The following is a 15,387-nucleotide window of genomic DNA, read 5'->3' on the forward strand; positions in this document are numbered from 1 at the left end:
GAGAATAATACGAATAATGTAATAATTTCCCAATAGTCTTGAATCTTGGTTCTTGGATCTTGATTCTAATAAAAAGAAATGCAACTGAATATCTACACCCCCGAATCGGTTTTCTATAGTGGTGATGCAGACTCCGTCACCCTGCCCGGTACGTCGGGATCATTCCAGATACTGAATCACCACGCCCCAATCATTTCATCGCTTACCAAAGGTACGCTTTCATTCTCCGTAAACGGAGAAATCCGGCAGATAGAAGTAGTGGACGGCTTGGTGGAAATGCATAATAATAAAGTCACTATCTGCATCGATGAAATTCTTTGAAGATGAAAAAACTCACCATATATTTTATCATTATGCATACAGCCATGTTGTTGATCATGGGATTCGGTGTATGGTTCATTCTAAATAAGTTTTTTCCTTCGATCATGATAGAGCATTACTATATTATCCCTCTCTTTTTCTATCTGATTGGTATCATTTATATCTTAAGGCTCAGACGTACCCCTATTGACCAACCAAAAAAAATGGTCAACCTCTATATGCTGATGCGAATGATCAAAATATTTTTGTCATTTATGATCATTCTTCTTTATTGGCTGATTGATAAACCCAATATTCGTAATTTTGCAATTATTTTCGTTGTTTTCTATCTCATCAACCTGATTTGGGAAACATATATCTATATGAGAATGGAACTCTATCTTAAGCACAAGAGCGATGAGCTCCACTCTCCCCAAAAGACTATCGATCAATGAAACAAAAATTGCACATAGCAGGTCTTTTAGCCATTCTTTTTCTAACAGCTTCTACGGTATCTGCAAGTAATCCGGGAAGCGACTCGCAGGAACTGAATGCAAAAGAGTTAATCTCCGAACACCTGGCAGATTCCTATGAATGGCATATCGTGAGTAACGGCAATACACATATAGCTGTGCCCCTTCCGGTTATACTCTATAGTAAAACCTCAGGATGGCATCTGTTCTCTTCATCTCATTTCCACCACGGATCAGCCTCTTACAATAAATTTGAGATTGCTTCCGAGGGTAAATACAAAGGTAAGATCGTTGAAACCGATACCAACGGCAATATCTCCCGCCCATTAGATATCTCGCTTACCAAGAATGCCACCTCTCTGCTGTTTGCTTCGTTATTGCTTATCCTGATTATTATGGGTGTAGCCCGCCTGATGAAGCAAGACCCGATGAAGCCCCGAAAAGGCTTCCCCGGAATGATTGAGATGCTCGTACTGTCGATTAGCGATGGAGTAGTAAAACCGTCTATCGGAAAGGATTACGAAAGATACACCCCTTATCTGCTGACTGTTTTCTTCTTCATTTTTACGAACAACCTGCTGGGGATAATCCCTATCTTTCCGGGAGGTGCCAATGTCACGGGAAATATAGCCGTCACATTCGTCCTTGCCATTATCACCTTCCTGATAGTCAATTTAACGGGAACAAAAGAATATTATAAAGAAATATTCTGGCCTGACGTACCTACCTGGCTAAAGATCCCTATCCCACTGATGCCTATAGTAGAGATCGTGGGGACACTCACCAAACCTTTCGCGTTAATGATCCGTCTTTTCGCAAATATGATGGCCGGGCATTCTATCGTATTGGGACTGACCATGCTTATTTTCATCACGGTGAGCCTGGGGCCGACCCTGAATTCCACCATGACTGTGCTGTCGGTCATCTTCACTGTCTTCATTGATGTAGTCGAACTACTGATTGCCTATATCCAGGCTTATGTATTTACACTCCTCTCGGCAGTATTCATAGGTCTCGCACGGATTGAACCACACACTCACAAGGAGAAAATGTCTAAACCCGGACAAGCAGCTTAAAATAAGATGTGAGGGGCTTTATTTGGTAATATGACCTTGTTTAATCAAATAAATTCACTACATTTGCACGCGAAATCAAAAAGTGTGTCTAGTTAATATACTGCCACTCTCTATCCTTGTCTGGCAAGTTTAATGAAACACAGGGTTGACAGTAATAAAACAAACGAACTCTATCATAGAGTGGAAAATTTATAATCATAATAAAACAATACTTAATGGATAACTTATCACTTTTCGTGGTGGTTTTGCTGGCGGGCATTACTTTGGTTATAGCTGGTATCGGCATCGCCTTGCTCATCTCCCCGAAATCAGTCAACTTTCAGAAAGGGGAACCCTATGAATGCGGACTCCCCACACATGGCACATCCTGGATGCAATTCAGGGTAGGCTATTATCTCTATGCCATTCTCTTCCTGATGTTCGACGTAGAAACCATTTTTCTCTTTCCCTGGTCCACAGTAGTACGTGAACTTGGGATAGCCGGACTGGTAAATATTTTGATTTTTATCGTAATCCTGGGTCTGGGACTCGCCTACGCCTGGAAAAAAGGTATTTTAAAATGGACGTAAAAGACATAAAAATTAAAGGCTTTCCTGCCGAAGACTTCAAAGATAGCGATACGCTGCAATCATATATCGACGAGTTGAATGCTGCCGGTACACAAGTGATGGTGGGCAAACTCGATCAGATGATCAACTGGGGCCGCGCCAACTCCCTGTGGCCTCTTGCTTTTGCTACCAGTTGTTGCGGCATTGAATTTATGGCAGCTGCTTCCGCGCATTATGACCTGGCCCGGTTCGGGATGGAGGTGACACGCAACAGCCCCCGCCAGGCCGACCTGATGATTGTGGCAGGAACTATTGTTAATAAAATGGTGCCGCTTATACGTCGGGTCTACGATCAGATGGCCGAACCCAAATATGTAGTGGCCATGGGAGCCTGTGCAATTTCAGGTGGCCCCTTTGTCAATTCATACCATGTGGTCAACGGCGTAGATAAAATTATCCCGGTGGATGTTTACGTACCCGGGTGCCCACCCCGCCCGGAATCACTCTTCTACGGCTTACTGCAATTGCAGCGTAAGGTGAAGGTCGAGAAATTCTTCGGCAATAAGCACAGAATACGACCCTATAACCCCGAGATGCTTACCAACCCGGAAACCGGAGAAACCATCGATCCGGAAACAACGTGATTAATGTGCCAATGTGACTAATGTGCCAATGTGACTAATGTGCCAATATGCCAATCAAATAGTCCTGGCTCTAAAAATCTTGGTTCTATAAGTCTTGGCTCTATAAATCTTGGTTCTATAAGTCCTGGTTCTAAAAATCTTGGTTCTTGGCTCTAATTATAACTATATGAAAGATATTCAACAGATTGTATTGGACGCTGTAAGTGACGCGGTCATCGAAGAGAAACAAAAACTCACCGTCACCGTCGCACCTGCACAGTTGCACTCTCTGATCAAGGCACTTTATACCAATGAGGAACTCCCTTACGATTACCTGATAAGCCTTATCGGTATGGATTGGGGGGACAGACTCGGCGTTATCTACCTCCTCTCACCGTCGAAAGACCTGACCAGGGAGATTGTGGTGATTACAGCCACCGAAGATCGGGATAATCCTCTTTTATACTCGATTACCGATATGTATGAAACGGCACACCTCAATGAACGGGAGGTATACGCCATGTTCGGTATCCGGTTCATCAACAATCCCGATATGCGCCGTTTCCTTTTGTCGGACGACTGGAACGGGTTTCCCCTTCGTAAAGACTATGACGGTGACCCGGTACACAACCCCCTCACCGTGATAAATAAGGAGATCGTGGATATCGCTCCCCATATCATGGAAGATACCGACGGGAATTTGGTAGAAAGCACGGTCAAAATATTTGAAGATGATGATTATATCATCAATATCGGGCCACAGCATCCCTCCACCCACGGGGTGATGCACTTCAGGACGGCCCTCGACGGCGAAATCGTCAAGAAAATCGATGTCACCAGCGGATATATTCACCGTGGCATTGAAAAACTTTGCGAAAGCCTCACCTACCCGCAGATATTGCATTTCACCGATCGGTTAGACTATCTTTCGGCCAATATCAACCGCCATGCACTTTGCATGTGTGTGGAGAAGGCAGCCGGCATTGAAGTCCCACCTCGTGCTGATTACATCCGTGTGATCATGGATGAGTTGAACCGAATCAGTTCACACCTGTTAGCATTCGCTGCACACTGTAACGATCTTGGAGCGACTACCGCCTTTATTTATGGCATGCGTGAACGTGAACATATCCTCGATATTTTCGACAAGACCTGTGGAGGACGCCTTATCATCAACCAGGATGTAGTTGGAGGCGTGATGTTCGATATCTATCCCGATTTTCAGAAAGATGTCAACGCCTTCATCCCTTATATGCGCGAAAAACTGAAGGAATACGATGATTTCTTCTCGCACAATCCCATTGTACTCCGCCGGATGGTTGATGTGGGTACCCTCAGTCGTGAAGATGCCATCACCTATGGCGTGACCGGTCCCGCCGGACGGGGATCCAACTGGTCGTGCGATGTACGTAGATACAAACCCTACTCTCTATATAACCAGGTAGAATTCAAAGAGATTATCCGTACTGAAGGCGACTCCTATGCGCGTTATATGAATCGGTTGGATGAGATTGAAGAATCGCTGCATATCATCGAACAGTTGATCGACAATATTCCCGAAGGAAATATACTCGGGACGGTAAAACCTGTTATCCGTATCCCCGAAGGACAATACTTCCAGAGCGTGGAGACCGGCAAAGGTGAATTCGGCGTCTTTATTGAAAGTAAAGGCGACAAGACTCCTTACCGGGTGAAATTCCGTTCACCCTCCATGGCAGCCGTCTCGGTGATGCCGCTGATCTGTAAGAATGAACTTCTCTCCGACTTCATCGGTATCGGCGGGTCGATGGATTATGTGATACCCGATATAGACAGGTAATACTCAAGAAAAAACTAAACAATCGTATGAACTATAATCAGCCATTAGAACTGACAAGACTGCTCTCGTTGCTTGACACATTCTTAAGGGGTAATCTGCCTCCTTTTTGGGCTTCATTGATAGAAGGCATACTGGTGCTCATCGCTCTTTTAGTAGCATATGCCGTTATCGCGTTGATCCTGATTTATGCAGAACGAAAAATAACCGGCTTTTTCCAGGCGCGGTTAGGCCCCAATCGTTTGGGAAAATATGGTTCCATCCAAAGTATCGCCGACATGATCAAAATATTGATCAAGGAGATTATTCATATTAACAGAATTGACAGGTTTTTGTTCTATGCAGCTCCTTTTTTTGTAATAGTTTCTTCATTGCTGGCTTTTGGCGCCATTCCGTTCGGACAGGGATTACAGGCAGTCGATTTTAATATAGGTATTGTTTATCTGCTTGCTGTCTCTTCGCTGGGAATCATTGGAGTGCTATTGGCAGGATGGTCGAGCAATAATAAATATTCCATGATCGGCGCCATGCGAAGCGGTGCTCAGTTTATCAGTTACGAATTGTCGGCAGCCTTCGCGCTGATGACCATCGTGGTGATGACAGGTACCATGCAACTATCCACCATCGTCGAAAGCCAACGCTATGCATGGAATCTCTTCAACGGACATTTACCCGCCATCGTGGCCTTCGTCATCTATCTGATCTCGGGACACGCCGAAACCAACCGTGGACCGTTCGACCTGCCGGAAGCCGAAGGTGAACTGACAGCCGGTTACCATACCGAATATTCAGGGATACAATTCGGCTTCTTCTATCTTGCCGAATACCTTAATATGTTTATCATCGCGGCCATAGCCACCACCGTCTTTTTGGGCGGATGGATGCCCATCCAGATAAAAGGGCTCGAGACATTCAATCAGATCATGTGGTACATCCCCTCCTATGTATGGTTTTTCGGGAAAACAGCGGTACTGGTATTCTTGAGTTTATGGGTGCGCTGGTCCTTCCCCCGTTTGCGTATCGACCTGTTACTCAATCTGGAATGGAAATATCTTCTCCCCATCAACCTGGTAAATATCATTATCATGGTGATTATCGTACTGGCCGGATGGACTCTGTCGGACCTGTTTCCCAACCTGTTTGGTAATTGAAATGGACAGTGAATATCAGAACCAAGAACCAAAAGTCAAGAACCAAGACTTCCAAGTTCTAAATTCTAATTTCTAAATTCTAAAATAAACAAGATGCAATCATTTTCACAATATATTTCCGGTATTTTCACGGCGCTCAAATCGCTGTTGAAAGGTATGGGTGTTACATGGAAAGAGCTCTGGACAAAGAAAGTAACCATGGAATATCCCGAAAACAGGGAGACATTGGTCATCTCCGACCGTTGGCGCTCGGAACTCATCATGCCGCACGACGAGAACAATGAACATGCCTGTACTGCCTGCGGCATCTGTATGATAAATTGCCCGAACGATACCATTAAAGTGACCTCCTACACCGTAGAGACAGAAGAAGGGAAAAAGAAAAAAGTACTGGACAAGCATGTATGGGATTACGGAAGTTGTACTTTCTGTAACCTCTGCGTCATCACCTGCCCTTCCGATGCTATCATCTTCAATAACGACTTCGAAGGAGCCGTCTTCGACAGGAGTAAGCTGGTACACCAACTGAATAAAGAGGGTTCCAAACTAAGAGATAAAAAGAAGTAATTATGATAGGACAAATTGTATTTTTTATTTTGGCTATTGTAATAGCCCTGTTTTCGGTGCTGGCCGTGACGAGCAAGCAGATCATACGTTCCGCAATTTATCTGCTGTTTGTACTGCTCGCTACAGCCGGATTATTCCTGATCCTCAACTATCATTTCCTCTTTACCGTACAGATTACCGTCTATGCCGGCGGTATCATGATACTTTTCATCATGGCGATATTTCTTACTCACCGCCCCGGAGAAGTGGAAGGACGGCGGATGAGCTGGAAAATAAAATCATCGATGCTCCTCTCCATGGCTGGATTGATACTCTGCGGTTATATCGTTATTCATAATGTTACACGGGCTTATCACTATGTGAAAGAACTTGAAATGAACATGCAGGATATCGGATTGGCAATGATGGGAACCGGTAAGTACCAGTTCCTGCTTCCGTTTGAAGCAATCAGTATATTGTTGCTTGCCTGTATCATCGGAGCCATCATGATCGCGAGAAAAGAGAAGAATGTGGAATCTACCGATAATAAGGATTTAGACAAATAAGCTATGGGAGAATTAATTGTAAACTCAACCGGGGCTGGGATCCCCCTGGCGGCATACCTTGTCGTAAGCCTGATCATGTTTTTTGCAGGCGTCTATGGTTTTTTTACACGTAAAAACCTTATCCTGATCCTTATTTCCATCGAATTGATCCTCAATTCGGTCGACATCAACTTCGCGGCATTCAACCGTTACCTGTTTCCTGATCAAATGGAGGGTTTGTTTTATGCGTTGTTCGTGATTGCCATGTCGGCATGTGAAACGGCGGTTGCTATCGCCATCATCATCAATGTGTACCGGAAGTTTGGCAACACAGAAGTCGATAATATAGAACAAATGAAGAACTAATGGATATGGACTATACAATACTTATTCTGCTGCTACCCATATTTTCATTTCTGGTGATCGGTTTATCCACCACAAAATTAACACCGAAAGTCGCCGGAATAGTCGGTACACTTACCCTCACCGCGATTGCGATTCTCTCTTATTATACTGCTTTTGAATACTTCACTACCCAAAGTGTAAACGGTGTATGGCAGACCATCACGCCCTATAACGCCACATGGTTGCATGTCGGTGAGAAGTTGCATATCGATCTGGGCATTCTCATCGATCCTATTTCGGTGATGATGCTGGTGGTCATCTCCACCGTCTCACTGATGGTCCATATCTACAGTATGGGATATATGAAAGGAGAAAAGGGATTCCAGCGTTATTTCGCCTACTTGTCCCTGTTTACCTTCTCCATGCTCGGGTTGGTGTTGTCTACCAATATCTTCCAGATGTATATATTCTGGGAACTGGTGGGTGTTTCATCGTATCTCCTGATCGGATTCTACTACACCAAACCATCTGCAGTGGCAGCTTCCAAGAAAGCATTTATCGTTACCCGCTTTGCCGACCTCTTTTTCCTGATCGGCATACTGGTACTCTCTTTCTTCACCCAGACATTCGATTTCAACACCCTGATGGGCGGCGACGGTTCCATCCTCGGTAGCGCCATGGGTTCAACATTTATGGGTGCATCTGCCCTCACGTGGGCCATGGCTTTGATATTTATCGGAGGTGCCGGTAAATCGGCGATGTTCCCTCTTCATATCTGGTTGCCGGATGCAATGGAAGGTCCTACTCCGGTATCGGCATTGATACACGCCGCCACCATGGTGGTCGCCGGTGTCTACCTGGTAGCCCGTATGTTCCCCATTTATATCGGCTTCACCCCCGAAGTACTACATGGGATTGCCTATGTAGGTGCTTTTACTGCCATGTTTGCCGCAGTGATTGCCATCGTACAGACCGATATCAAACGGGTACTCGCCTTCTCTACCATCTCCCAGATCGGATTTATGATGGTGGCGCTCGGTGTGTCGACCAGTATGAAACTGGGCGGACACGATCATGGTGGTTTAGGCTATATGGCCTCCATGTTCCACCTCTTCACCCACGCCATGTTCAAGTCTCTCCTCTTCCTCGGCGCCGGTTCTATCATCCATGCGGTACATAGCAACGAGATGAAGGATATGGGTGGTTTGAGAAAGTATATGCCGATCACCCATATCACCTTCCTGATCGCTTGCCTTGCCATTGCCGGTATTCCTCCTTTCTCGGGATTTGTGAGTAAGGATGAAATTATGACAGCCGCTTATGGCTTCAGCACGGGAATGGGAGTTTGGATGACCATCACGGCAGGATTAACGGCATTTTATATGTTCCGCCTCTATTATCGTATCTTCTGGGGAAATGCATACAAGCCACATGGCAATCACACTCCGCATGAAAGCCCGAAATCGATGAGCTACCCGCTGCTCTTCCTGGCGCTGCTCACTATCGTAGGCGGATTTATTCCTTTCGGAAAACTCGTCACCGCCGACCATACACAATATAGCATTCATTTAAACGCCACCATAGCCATTATCAGTGTGGTAGTGGCGTTGCTGGGTATCGGAATAGCCACTTTCCTCTACAGGAAAGAAAATGCACGGCCAACTCAGCTTGCAGACAGTATGAAAGGTCTCTATAAGGCAGCCTACAACAGGTTTTATATAGATGAAGTATATCAGTTCATCACCCAGAAGATTATCCTCAACGGCATATCCCGTCCTTTCGCATGGTTCGACCGTCACGTGATCGATGGAGCGATGAACGGACTGGGATGGCTCACCACCCGGGGCTCCGAAGCAGTCAAAGGCTTCCAGTCGGGAAGTGTACAATGGTACGCCTGGGTATTCCTTTTCGGCACATTATTAATCACTATTTTGGCAATTCTATAAATTATTGGCACATTAGTCACATTGGCATATTAGTCACATTGGCACATTGTCATATTGACTTATTGGCACATTAAAATAACAGATTATGAACTTCCTACTTATATTTGTACTGATCCCGGTATTGATGTTGCTCTCCCTGTTTGCCACCAAAACCCGCAAACAGGTGCTCACAGTAATGGTAATCGGTAGTGTGGCGCTATTAGCAGCATCAGCCTATCTGGTAATCCGATATGTAGGGGCCGGAAGCGGAGGAGAAATGCTCTTCACATCGTCATATATGTGGTACAAACCCTTGAACATAGCCTTTTCGCTGGGTGTAGACGGGGTATCGGTGGCCATGTTGGGCCTCTCTTCTATCATCGTATTAACCGGGACATTCATCTCCTGGAACATCGAACCGCTCACCAAAGAATTTTTCATGTGGTTCTGCCTCCTTTCACTGGGAGTATTCGGCTTCTTCATCACCACCGACCTGTTTACCATGTTCATGTTCTACGAAGTGGCGCTCATCCCGATGTATCTGTTGATCGGCATCTGGGGTAGCGGAAAGAAAGAATATTCGGCTATGAAACTGACGCTGATGCTGATGGGAGCTTCTGCCTTATTACTCGTCGGGATCCTGGGGATTTACTTCACCGCCGGAGCCACCAGTATGAACATACTCGATATTGCCAACATTCACCTCCCGTTGGATAAGCAGATTTTCTTCTTCATCCTCACTTTCATGGGATTTGGAGTGCTGGGAGCCCTCTTCCCGTTCCATACATGGTCTCCCGACGGTCACGCTTCAGCACCGACCGCCGTATCAATGCTCCATGCCGGCGTATTGATGAAGTTGGGAGGATACGGATGCTTCCGTGTATCCATCTACTTGATGCCCGATGCAGCAGAAATACTTGCCCCCGTGTTTCTCGTACTCACCGCCACAGGCGTTATCTACGGAGCCCTGGCAGCTATACACCAACGCGATTTGAAATATATTAACGCCTACTCATCCGTCAGCCACTGTAACCTGGTGCTCTTTGCCATTTTAATGCTTACCACTACGGCCATGACGGGCGCCGTGTTGCAGATGCTTTCTCACGGATTGATGACGGCCCTCTTCTTCGCACTGATAGGTTCCATTTACGGACGCACTCATACCCGTATGATCACCGAAATGGGTGGCTTGATAAAGATTATCCCCTTCCTTGGAGCAGCATTCGTGATTGCCGGGTTGGCATCATTGGGATTACCCGGACTCAGCGGTTTTGTATCGGAAATGACCATTTTTATCGGTTCATTCGAGCATGCCGACCTTTTCAGGAGAGTATTGACGGTGATCGCTATATCGTCGATCGTCGTTACAGCGGTTTACATCCTGCGGATGGTAGGCAAGTTCCTCTATGGACCCATACAGGATCCGCACCACAACGAACTTACCGATGCTGTCTGGTATGAGAGAGTGGCGGTAGTGATTCTCATCGCAGGAATCGCCTATATCGGCATGTTCCCATTGGGATTATCGGATATGTTGAATGAAAGTTTGGTATTGATAAAATAAAAACCACATACAAAGGAAATGGAGAATTTTAGTAATTTTTTATTCATGCGTAGCGAAGTATCGCTACTGGCTGTCATCGTCTTCCTACTGCTGTATGATTTGATAGCGGGAAAGAAAGGAATGAAATACTTTCAACCGGTGGCAATTGCCCTTTTGACCATACATACCATATTACATATATTACCCCACGAAGCCGGTACCGCTTTCGGAGGAATGTACACCTATCTCCCCATGACCGGAGTGGTGAAAACTATCCTCAATATAGCAACTCTTATCATATTCCTTCAGGCGGAAGTGTTCAATACCGACAGAATGAGCAATAAACGGGGAGAGTATTACTTCCTGACACTCATTACCCTTCTGGGATTCTATTTTATGATCTCCAGCGGCCACTTCCTGTTGTTCTATATCGGGCTGGAAATGGCTTCTATCCCCCTGGCTACCCTTGCGGCCATGGACAAACAGAGTAAAAAATCAGCCGAGTCCGGTGCCAAGTATGTGCTGCTGGCTGCATTCTCTTCAGCGGTAATGCTGTTTGGTATCTCATACCTTTACGGTACTACCGGTACCCTTTATTTCGCCGATATGCCTTCGCTGATCAGCGCAAACGCGATTCAAATAATGGCTTTCGTCTTCTTTATCGCGGGGATGTTCTTTAAAATATCGCTGGTGCCCTTTCACATGTGGACACCCGATGTATATGAAGGAGCTCCTACCAATGTTACCTCTTATCTCTCGGTGGTCTCCAAAGGGGCGGCAGCTTTTGCTCTGGCGATGCTGTTATACAAGGTGTTCGGGAATCTGGTGGAACAATGGCAGGGAATACTTTACGGACTGATCATCATCAGTATCACGCTGGCGAACCTGTTTGCCATCCGACAAAAAAATATAAAACGATTCCTTGCATTCTCTTCTATTTCCCAGGCGGGATATATTGTATTGGGTATTATCGGAGGGACAACATACGGAATGACTACTTTGGTATATTATATATTCGTATACCTCTTCTCCAATCTGGCTGCTTTCGGAGTGATATCGGTTATCGAAAACCGTACCGGTAAGGTGAATATTCCCGACTACAAAGGATTATATAGCACCAATCCGATGCTGAGCTTTGTCATGATGCTCTCCATGTTCTCACTGGGAGGCATCCCTCCGTTCGCCGGATTTTTCAGTAAATTCTTTATTTTTGCTGCAGCAATGGAACAGGGATTCTATGTGCTGGTACTCATTGCTGTCATCAACACCATTATATCGCTCTATTATTATCTGCTGGTAGTAAAGGCGATGTTTATCGACAAAAATGAAACTCCAATTCCGGTTTTAAGGACAGATATTTATAACAAGACCAGCCTGATATTCTGCACACTGGGTATTCTTCTTGTAGGTATCTTCAGCTTCTTTATGGAAAGAATTGATATCTTCAGTTTCTCGATGCAATAGTAAAAAGTCCTCTGAGAAAGCTTTTGCAAAGAGCGCTTTGGTATAAGCATTCTATTCCGATCTTTGTTATTTAACGAAAAATGGCGTTAAAAATACAAAAGAGGTAGAGGTCTATATTTCAAAAACAAATTGTTTCATTAACTTTGTCGCAAATAAAGTGACGGCTCTGTCCGTCATTTTTAGGTGTAAGAGTCAAATCTAAAAAACATTTAGTAGGAGTAGATAAAACATTTTGGAACGATTGAATATTTATGATGAGACGGGGTTAATATTATTAGGAAACAGACCGGAATCTTTGCATAGTTGTCATTTTAGTCCGTTAAATAATCACTATTTTCATTTTTACAAACGAAATAAACCTGCTGTCATAAATAGAGTCATAATAAGAAAAATGGTGACGGAGTTTATATATGATTATCCATCCATTAAGAATATCAGATTAAAAAAAATGTTGGTATGAGTGCAATCACATTGTATTGGTTTGCGTTTATTGCGATTTTCATCATCGTCTATATGATCGATTTGTATGTTACCTCCCATAAAAGAGGGCCTGTAAGTTTAAAAGCATCTTTAAGCTGGGTCGGAGTATGGGTTACGATAGCATTGCTTTTCGGTGTATCTCTCTATTTTTTCTTCCCCCAGCATCCGGATAGCACAATACATACTGGACCGATGATGATGACTAAATTCATCGCAGGTTATTTTACCGAATATTCATTGTCGATAGATAATCTTTTTGTCTTTATCCTCATCTTTTCAATGATGGGAATTCACCCCAAGAATCAACCTAAATTATTGAAAATAGGGATCTTGATCTCTATCATTCTGCGTATCCTGTTTATCATCGTAGGAATGGAACTGGTGGAACGGTTCCACTGGATCATTTACGTTTTTGGAGCCATTCTAATCTGGACAGCTTACAAAATGGCCTTTTCGAAAGAGGAAGACAATGTGAATCCGGAATCAAATATCCTCTATAAGTTGGCATCCCGATTTTTCCATATCGATCCGGATGTGCATTCATCCAAATTTTTCACCCGGATAGATGGGAAATTCCATATCACCAATATCTTTCTGGCACTGCTCGTGATCGGTTCTACCGACATCCTGTTCGCGATAGATTCCATTCCAGCTATTATCGGAGTGATAAAGGAAGGAATGACGGGTGTGCTTACGCTGGCCGAAGAAAATTTCATCGCCATCTCGTCCAATCTCTTTGCTGTGATGGGATTGATCTCTCTCTTCTTTGCCTTGAAAGGTATCATGGGTATGTTTCGCTATCTGAAAACAGGCGTTAGTTTTATTCTTCTTTTCATCGGTCTCAAGATGTTATTGGGTGCCGTGGAACCGGTAAGTGAGTTCTTTGCTCGCAATTCATGGTTCTCACTGGCCATGATTGGTGGTATTCTAGTTATGTCCATTCTCTTGTCAATTTTGATTGCAGAGAAAAAGGAACCTGAGCTCATCCACCAACACGTAAAGGACGAATCAGCAGAAAAATCAGAAAATTAAAGTCATATAAAAAACATTTAATAACTTAAAAACAAATTTAAATTAAAAAAGAATTCATTATGGAGACAAAAAAACAATCAAAAAGTAAAGGTATTTCAGCCGGTTGGATCATCTTGGGAAGTGCAATTGTTGCGGCAGTTTTCTTTTTCGGAGTTTGTGGACACGATAGCCACTTCGATGACAAAGGGCATCCGATACAGGGCGACTTTTTCGGTATCCTCTATCAGGGGGGATATGTAATTCCTATGGTTATCACGCTGTTACTGACAGTACTTACCCTCTCTATCGAACGTTTATTTGCACTCAACAGGGCAAGTGGCAAAGCTAAAAACGAAAAATTTGTTGTAGCTGTAAAGCAAAAAATCGATGCAGGTGATATCGCCGGAGCAATTCAACTTAGCGACGAACAAAAAGGCTCTATCGCCAATATCGTTCGGGAAGGACTTGTACGTTATGACGATGTGGAAGACATCCCCAATATCACCAATTCAGATAAGGCTGAATTGATCCAGAAAGAGATCGATGAAGCTACTACATTGGAATTACCATATCTCGAAAAGAATCTCAACATCATAGCTGCTATTTCTACATTAGGTACACTGTTCGGATTGTTCGGTACAGTATTGGGTATGATCCGCGCATTCTCGGCTATGGGACATGAAGGTGCTCCCGACTCTACAGCACTCGCCGTAGGTATCTCGGAAGCTCTTATGAACACCGCTTTGGGTATCGGTACTGGTGCATTGGCTATTATTACCTACACCTATTTCAACGGTAGGATAACCACAATGACCAATGCTATTGACGAAATCGGATTCGCTATCGGACAATCATTTATCAAACGTCACGGCGGTCTGGCTAAATAACAATAACATTGAATCAGATTAAAGTTAATTCAAGAAAAAATGGCTAAAGTAAAAAAACATGAGGTCTTCATAGACATGACCGCAATGAGTGATGTAACGGTTCTACTGCTTACATTCTTTATGCTTACTGCCACCTTTCTACCTCTTGAACCTGTCAGGGTCACAGCACCGGCATCCGTTTTGGAATATAAAGTGCCTGATTACAATGTGATCAATATCCTGGTAGATCTCGACGGAAAAGTCTTTATGAACATAGACCGACCCGAAGTACGATTGGCAGCATTGGAGAAAATGGCCGCCGAATATGGAGTCACTCTGAACGACAATCAGAAGAAAGCTTTCGCAAACCAGGAATTTATTGGTGTGCCGATGAATCGAATGCCCGCCTTTCTGGACCTTCCCTTATCGGAACGTGACGAGGCTATGAGGCAGTATGGCATTCCTAAAGATAGCACCAATAATCAGTTTATAAGCTGGATACAGAGAGCTAGGGAAGTTGACAGTGATATGAAAATAACGTTAAAGGCCGATCAGACCACCCCCTATCCGCTGGTTGAGGGTGTGATGAAAGATCTGGTGAAGATCAAGGCCAACCGTTTTAGTTTGATAACTGTGCTCAGAGGCACACCGGAAGGGTTTTAACGATTTTAATTG

The 15,387-nt window shown here is 44.3% G+C and carries 17 protein-coding genes; all 17 read left to right on the forward strand.

Annotated features, from left to right (window positions below; translation table 11 throughout):
* Positions 1-78: 78 nt before the first annotated feature.
* The 17 genes from VB073_RS13295 to VB073_RS13370 all read left to right on the forward strand — a co-directional run bounded on the left by VB073_RS13295 (position 79) and on the right by VB073_RS13370 (position 15,375).
* Positions 79-321, forward strand: coding sequence for a F0F1 ATP synthase subunit epsilon (locus VB073_RS13295; RefSeq protein WP_323404673.1), 243 nt, complete (start codon positions 79-81; stop codon positions 319-321).
* A 2-nt stretch (positions 322-323) separates the two neighbouring features.
* Entirely contained in the window at positions 324-755 is a 432-nt protein-coding gene (locus VB073_RS13300) for a hypothetical protein (RefSeq protein ID WP_323404674.1), read from the forward strand.
* Positions 752-1,849: a F0F1 ATP synthase subunit A gene (atpB, locus tag VB073_RS13305; protein ID WP_323404675.1), complete on the forward strand. Its 1,098-nt coding sequence runs from the start codon at positions 752-754 to the stop codon at positions 1,847-1,849. Before VB073_RS13300 ends, atpB begins: the two co-directional genes overlap by 4 nt.
* Before the next feature lie 215 nt (positions 1,850-2,064).
* The gene (locus VB073_RS13310; RefSeq protein ID WP_323404676.1) at positions 2,065-2,418 is read left to right on the forward strand and encodes an NADH-quinone oxidoreductase subunit A; all 354 of its coding nucleotides are present in this window, start codon (positions 2,065-2,067) and stop codon (positions 2,416-2,418) included.
* A complete protein-coding gene (locus tag VB073_RS13315) occupies positions 2,409-3,041 on the forward strand; it encodes an NADH-quinone oxidoreductase subunit B (RefSeq protein WP_323404677.1) in 633 nt (210 codons plus the stop codon). Before VB073_RS13310 ends, VB073_RS13315 begins: the two co-directional genes overlap by 10 nt.
* A 39-nt stretch (positions 3,042-3,080) precedes the next feature.
* Positions 3,081-3,197, forward strand: a complete 117-nt coding sequence (locus VB073_RS17500) for a hypothetical protein (protein ID WP_416349547.1) — start codon at positions 3,081-3,083, stop codon at positions 3,195-3,197.
* Between the two features lie 10 nt (positions 3,198-3,207).
* A complete protein-coding gene (locus tag VB073_RS13320; protein WP_323404678.1) occupies positions 3,208-4,839 on the forward strand; it encodes an NADH-quinone oxidoreductase subunit C in 1,632 nt (543 codons plus the stop codon).
* A gap of 26 nt (positions 4,840-4,865) precedes the next feature.
* Complete coding sequence (gene nuoH / locus VB073_RS13325) at positions 4,866-5,987, forward strand: NADH-quinone oxidoreductase subunit NuoH (protein WP_323404679.1); 1,122 nt, start codon at positions 4,866-4,868, stop codon at positions 5,985-5,987.
* 93 nt (positions 5,988-6,080) lie between these two features.
* The gene (locus tag VB073_RS13330; RefSeq protein ID WP_323404680.1) at positions 6,081-6,554 is read left to right on the forward strand and encodes a 4Fe-4S binding protein; all 474 of its coding nucleotides are present in this window, start codon (positions 6,081-6,083) and stop codon (positions 6,552-6,554) included.
* A gap of 2 nt (positions 6,555-6,556) precedes the next feature.
* Positions 6,557-7,099 carry an NADH-quinone oxidoreductase subunit J gene (locus tag VB073_RS13335; protein WP_323404681.1) on the forward strand — a complete coding sequence of 181 codons (543 nt, stop codon included), beginning with the start codon at positions 6,557-6,559 and terminating at the stop codon, positions 7,097-7,099.
* A 3-nt stretch (positions 7,100-7,102) separates the two neighbouring features.
* Positions 7,103-7,444, forward strand: coding sequence for an NADH-quinone oxidoreductase subunit NuoK (gene nuoK, locus VB073_RS13340; RefSeq protein ID WP_323404682.1), 342 nt, complete (start codon positions 7,103-7,105; stop codon positions 7,442-7,444).
* Positions 7,445-7,449: 5 nt separating this feature from the next.
* Entirely contained in the window at positions 7,450-9,369 is a 1,920-nt protein-coding gene (gene nuoL / locus VB073_RS13345) for an NADH-quinone oxidoreductase subunit L (protein ID WP_323404683.1), read from the forward strand.
* 85 nt (positions 9,370-9,454) lie between these two features.
* Complete coding sequence (locus VB073_RS13350; protein ID WP_323404684.1) at positions 9,455-10,912, forward strand: NADH-quinone oxidoreductase subunit M; 1,458 nt, start codon at positions 9,455-9,457, stop codon at positions 10,910-10,912.
* An 18-nt stretch (positions 10,913-10,930) separates the two neighbouring features.
* Positions 10,931-12,355: an NADH-quinone oxidoreductase subunit N gene (locus tag VB073_RS13355; protein WP_323404685.1), complete on the forward strand. Its 1,425-nt coding sequence runs from the start codon at positions 10,931-10,933 to the stop codon at positions 12,353-12,355.
* 456 nt (positions 12,356-12,811) lie between these two features.
* Complete coding sequence (locus tag VB073_RS13360) at positions 12,812-13,867, forward strand: TerC/Alx family metal homeostasis membrane protein (RefSeq protein ID WP_323404686.1); 1,056 nt, start codon at positions 12,812-12,814, stop codon at positions 13,865-13,867.
* A 59-nt stretch (positions 13,868-13,926) separates the two neighbouring features.
* Positions 13,927-14,733 carry a MotA/TolQ/ExbB proton channel family protein gene (locus VB073_RS13365; protein WP_323404687.1) on the forward strand — a complete coding sequence of 269 codons (807 nt, stop codon included), beginning with the start codon at positions 13,927-13,929 and terminating at the stop codon, positions 14,731-14,733.
* 39 nt (positions 14,734-14,772) lie between these two features.
* Positions 14,773-15,375, forward strand: a complete 603-nt coding sequence (locus VB073_RS13370; RefSeq protein WP_323404688.1) for a biopolymer transporter ExbD — start codon at positions 14,773-14,775, stop codon at positions 15,373-15,375.
* Positions 15,376-15,387: the final 12 nt, after the last annotated feature.

The organism is Proteiniphilum sp. (genome assembly GCF_034927365.1).
Taxonomy (GTDB): domain Bacteria; phylum Bacteroidota; class Bacteroidia; order Bacteroidales; family Dysgonomonadaceae; genus Proteiniphilum.

What these genes read in the sequence shown, in the direction of transcription:
- nuoL (WP_323404683.1), top strand. Translation starts at nt 7,450, where the DNA reads ATGGACTATACAATACTTATTCTGCTGCTACCCATATTTTCATTTCTG.
- VB073_RS13365 (WP_323404687.1), top strand. Translation starts at nt 13,927, where the DNA reads ATGGAGACAAAAAAACAATCAAAAAGTAAAGGTATTTCAGCCGGTTGG.
- VB073_RS13350 (WP_323404684.1), top strand. Translation starts at nt 9,455, where the DNA reads ATGAACTTCCTACTTATATTTGTACTGATCCCGGTATTGATGTTGCTC.
- VB073_RS13335 (WP_323404681.1), top strand. Translation starts at nt 6,557, where the DNA reads ATGATAGGACAAATTGTATTTTTTATTTTGGCTATTGTAATAGCCCTG.
- nuoH (WP_323404679.1), top strand. Translation starts at nt 4,866, where the DNA reads ATGAACTATAATCAGCCATTAGAACTGACAAGACTGCTCTCGTTGCTT.
- VB073_RS13310 (WP_323404676.1), top strand. Translation starts at nt 2,065, where the DNA reads ATGGATAACTTATCACTTTTCGTGGTGGTTTTGCTGGCGGGCATTACT.
- VB073_RS13300 (WP_323404674.1), top strand. Translation starts at nt 324, where the DNA reads ATGAAAAAACTCACCATATATTTTATCATTATGCATACAGCCATGTTG.
- nuoK (WP_323404682.1), top strand. Translation starts at nt 7,103, where the DNA reads ATGGGAGAATTAATTGTAAACTCAACCGGGGCTGGGATCCCCCTGGCG.
- VB073_RS13355 (WP_323404685.1), top strand. Translation starts at nt 10,931, where the DNA reads ATGGAGAATTTTAGTAATTTTTTATTCATGCGTAGCGAAGTATCGCTA.
- VB073_RS13315 (WP_323404677.1), top strand. Translation starts at nt 2,409, where the DNA reads ATGGACGTAAAAGACATAAAAATTAAAGGCTTTCCTGCCGAAGACTTC.
- VB073_RS13330 (WP_323404680.1), top strand. Translation starts at nt 6,081, where the DNA reads ATGCAATCATTTTCACAATATATTTCCGGTATTTTCACGGCGCTCAAA.
- atpB (WP_323404675.1), top strand. Translation starts at nt 752, where the DNA reads ATGAAACAAAAATTGCACATAGCAGGTCTTTTAGCCATTCTTTTTCTA.
- VB073_RS13295 (WP_323404673.1), top strand. Translation starts at nt 79, where the DNA reads ATGCAACTGAATATCTACACCCCCGAATCGGTTTTCTATAGTGGTGAT.
- VB073_RS13360 (WP_323404686.1), top strand. Translation starts at nt 12,812, where the DNA reads ATGAGTGCAATCACATTGTATTGGTTTGCGTTTATTGCGATTTTCATC.
- VB073_RS13320 (WP_323404678.1), top strand. Translation starts at nt 3,208, where the DNA reads ATGAAAGATATTCAACAGATTGTATTGGACGCTGTAAGTGACGCGGTC.
- VB073_RS13370 (WP_323404688.1), top strand. Translation starts at nt 14,773, where the DNA reads ATGGCTAAAGTAAAAAAACATGAGGTCTTCATAGACATGACCGCAATG.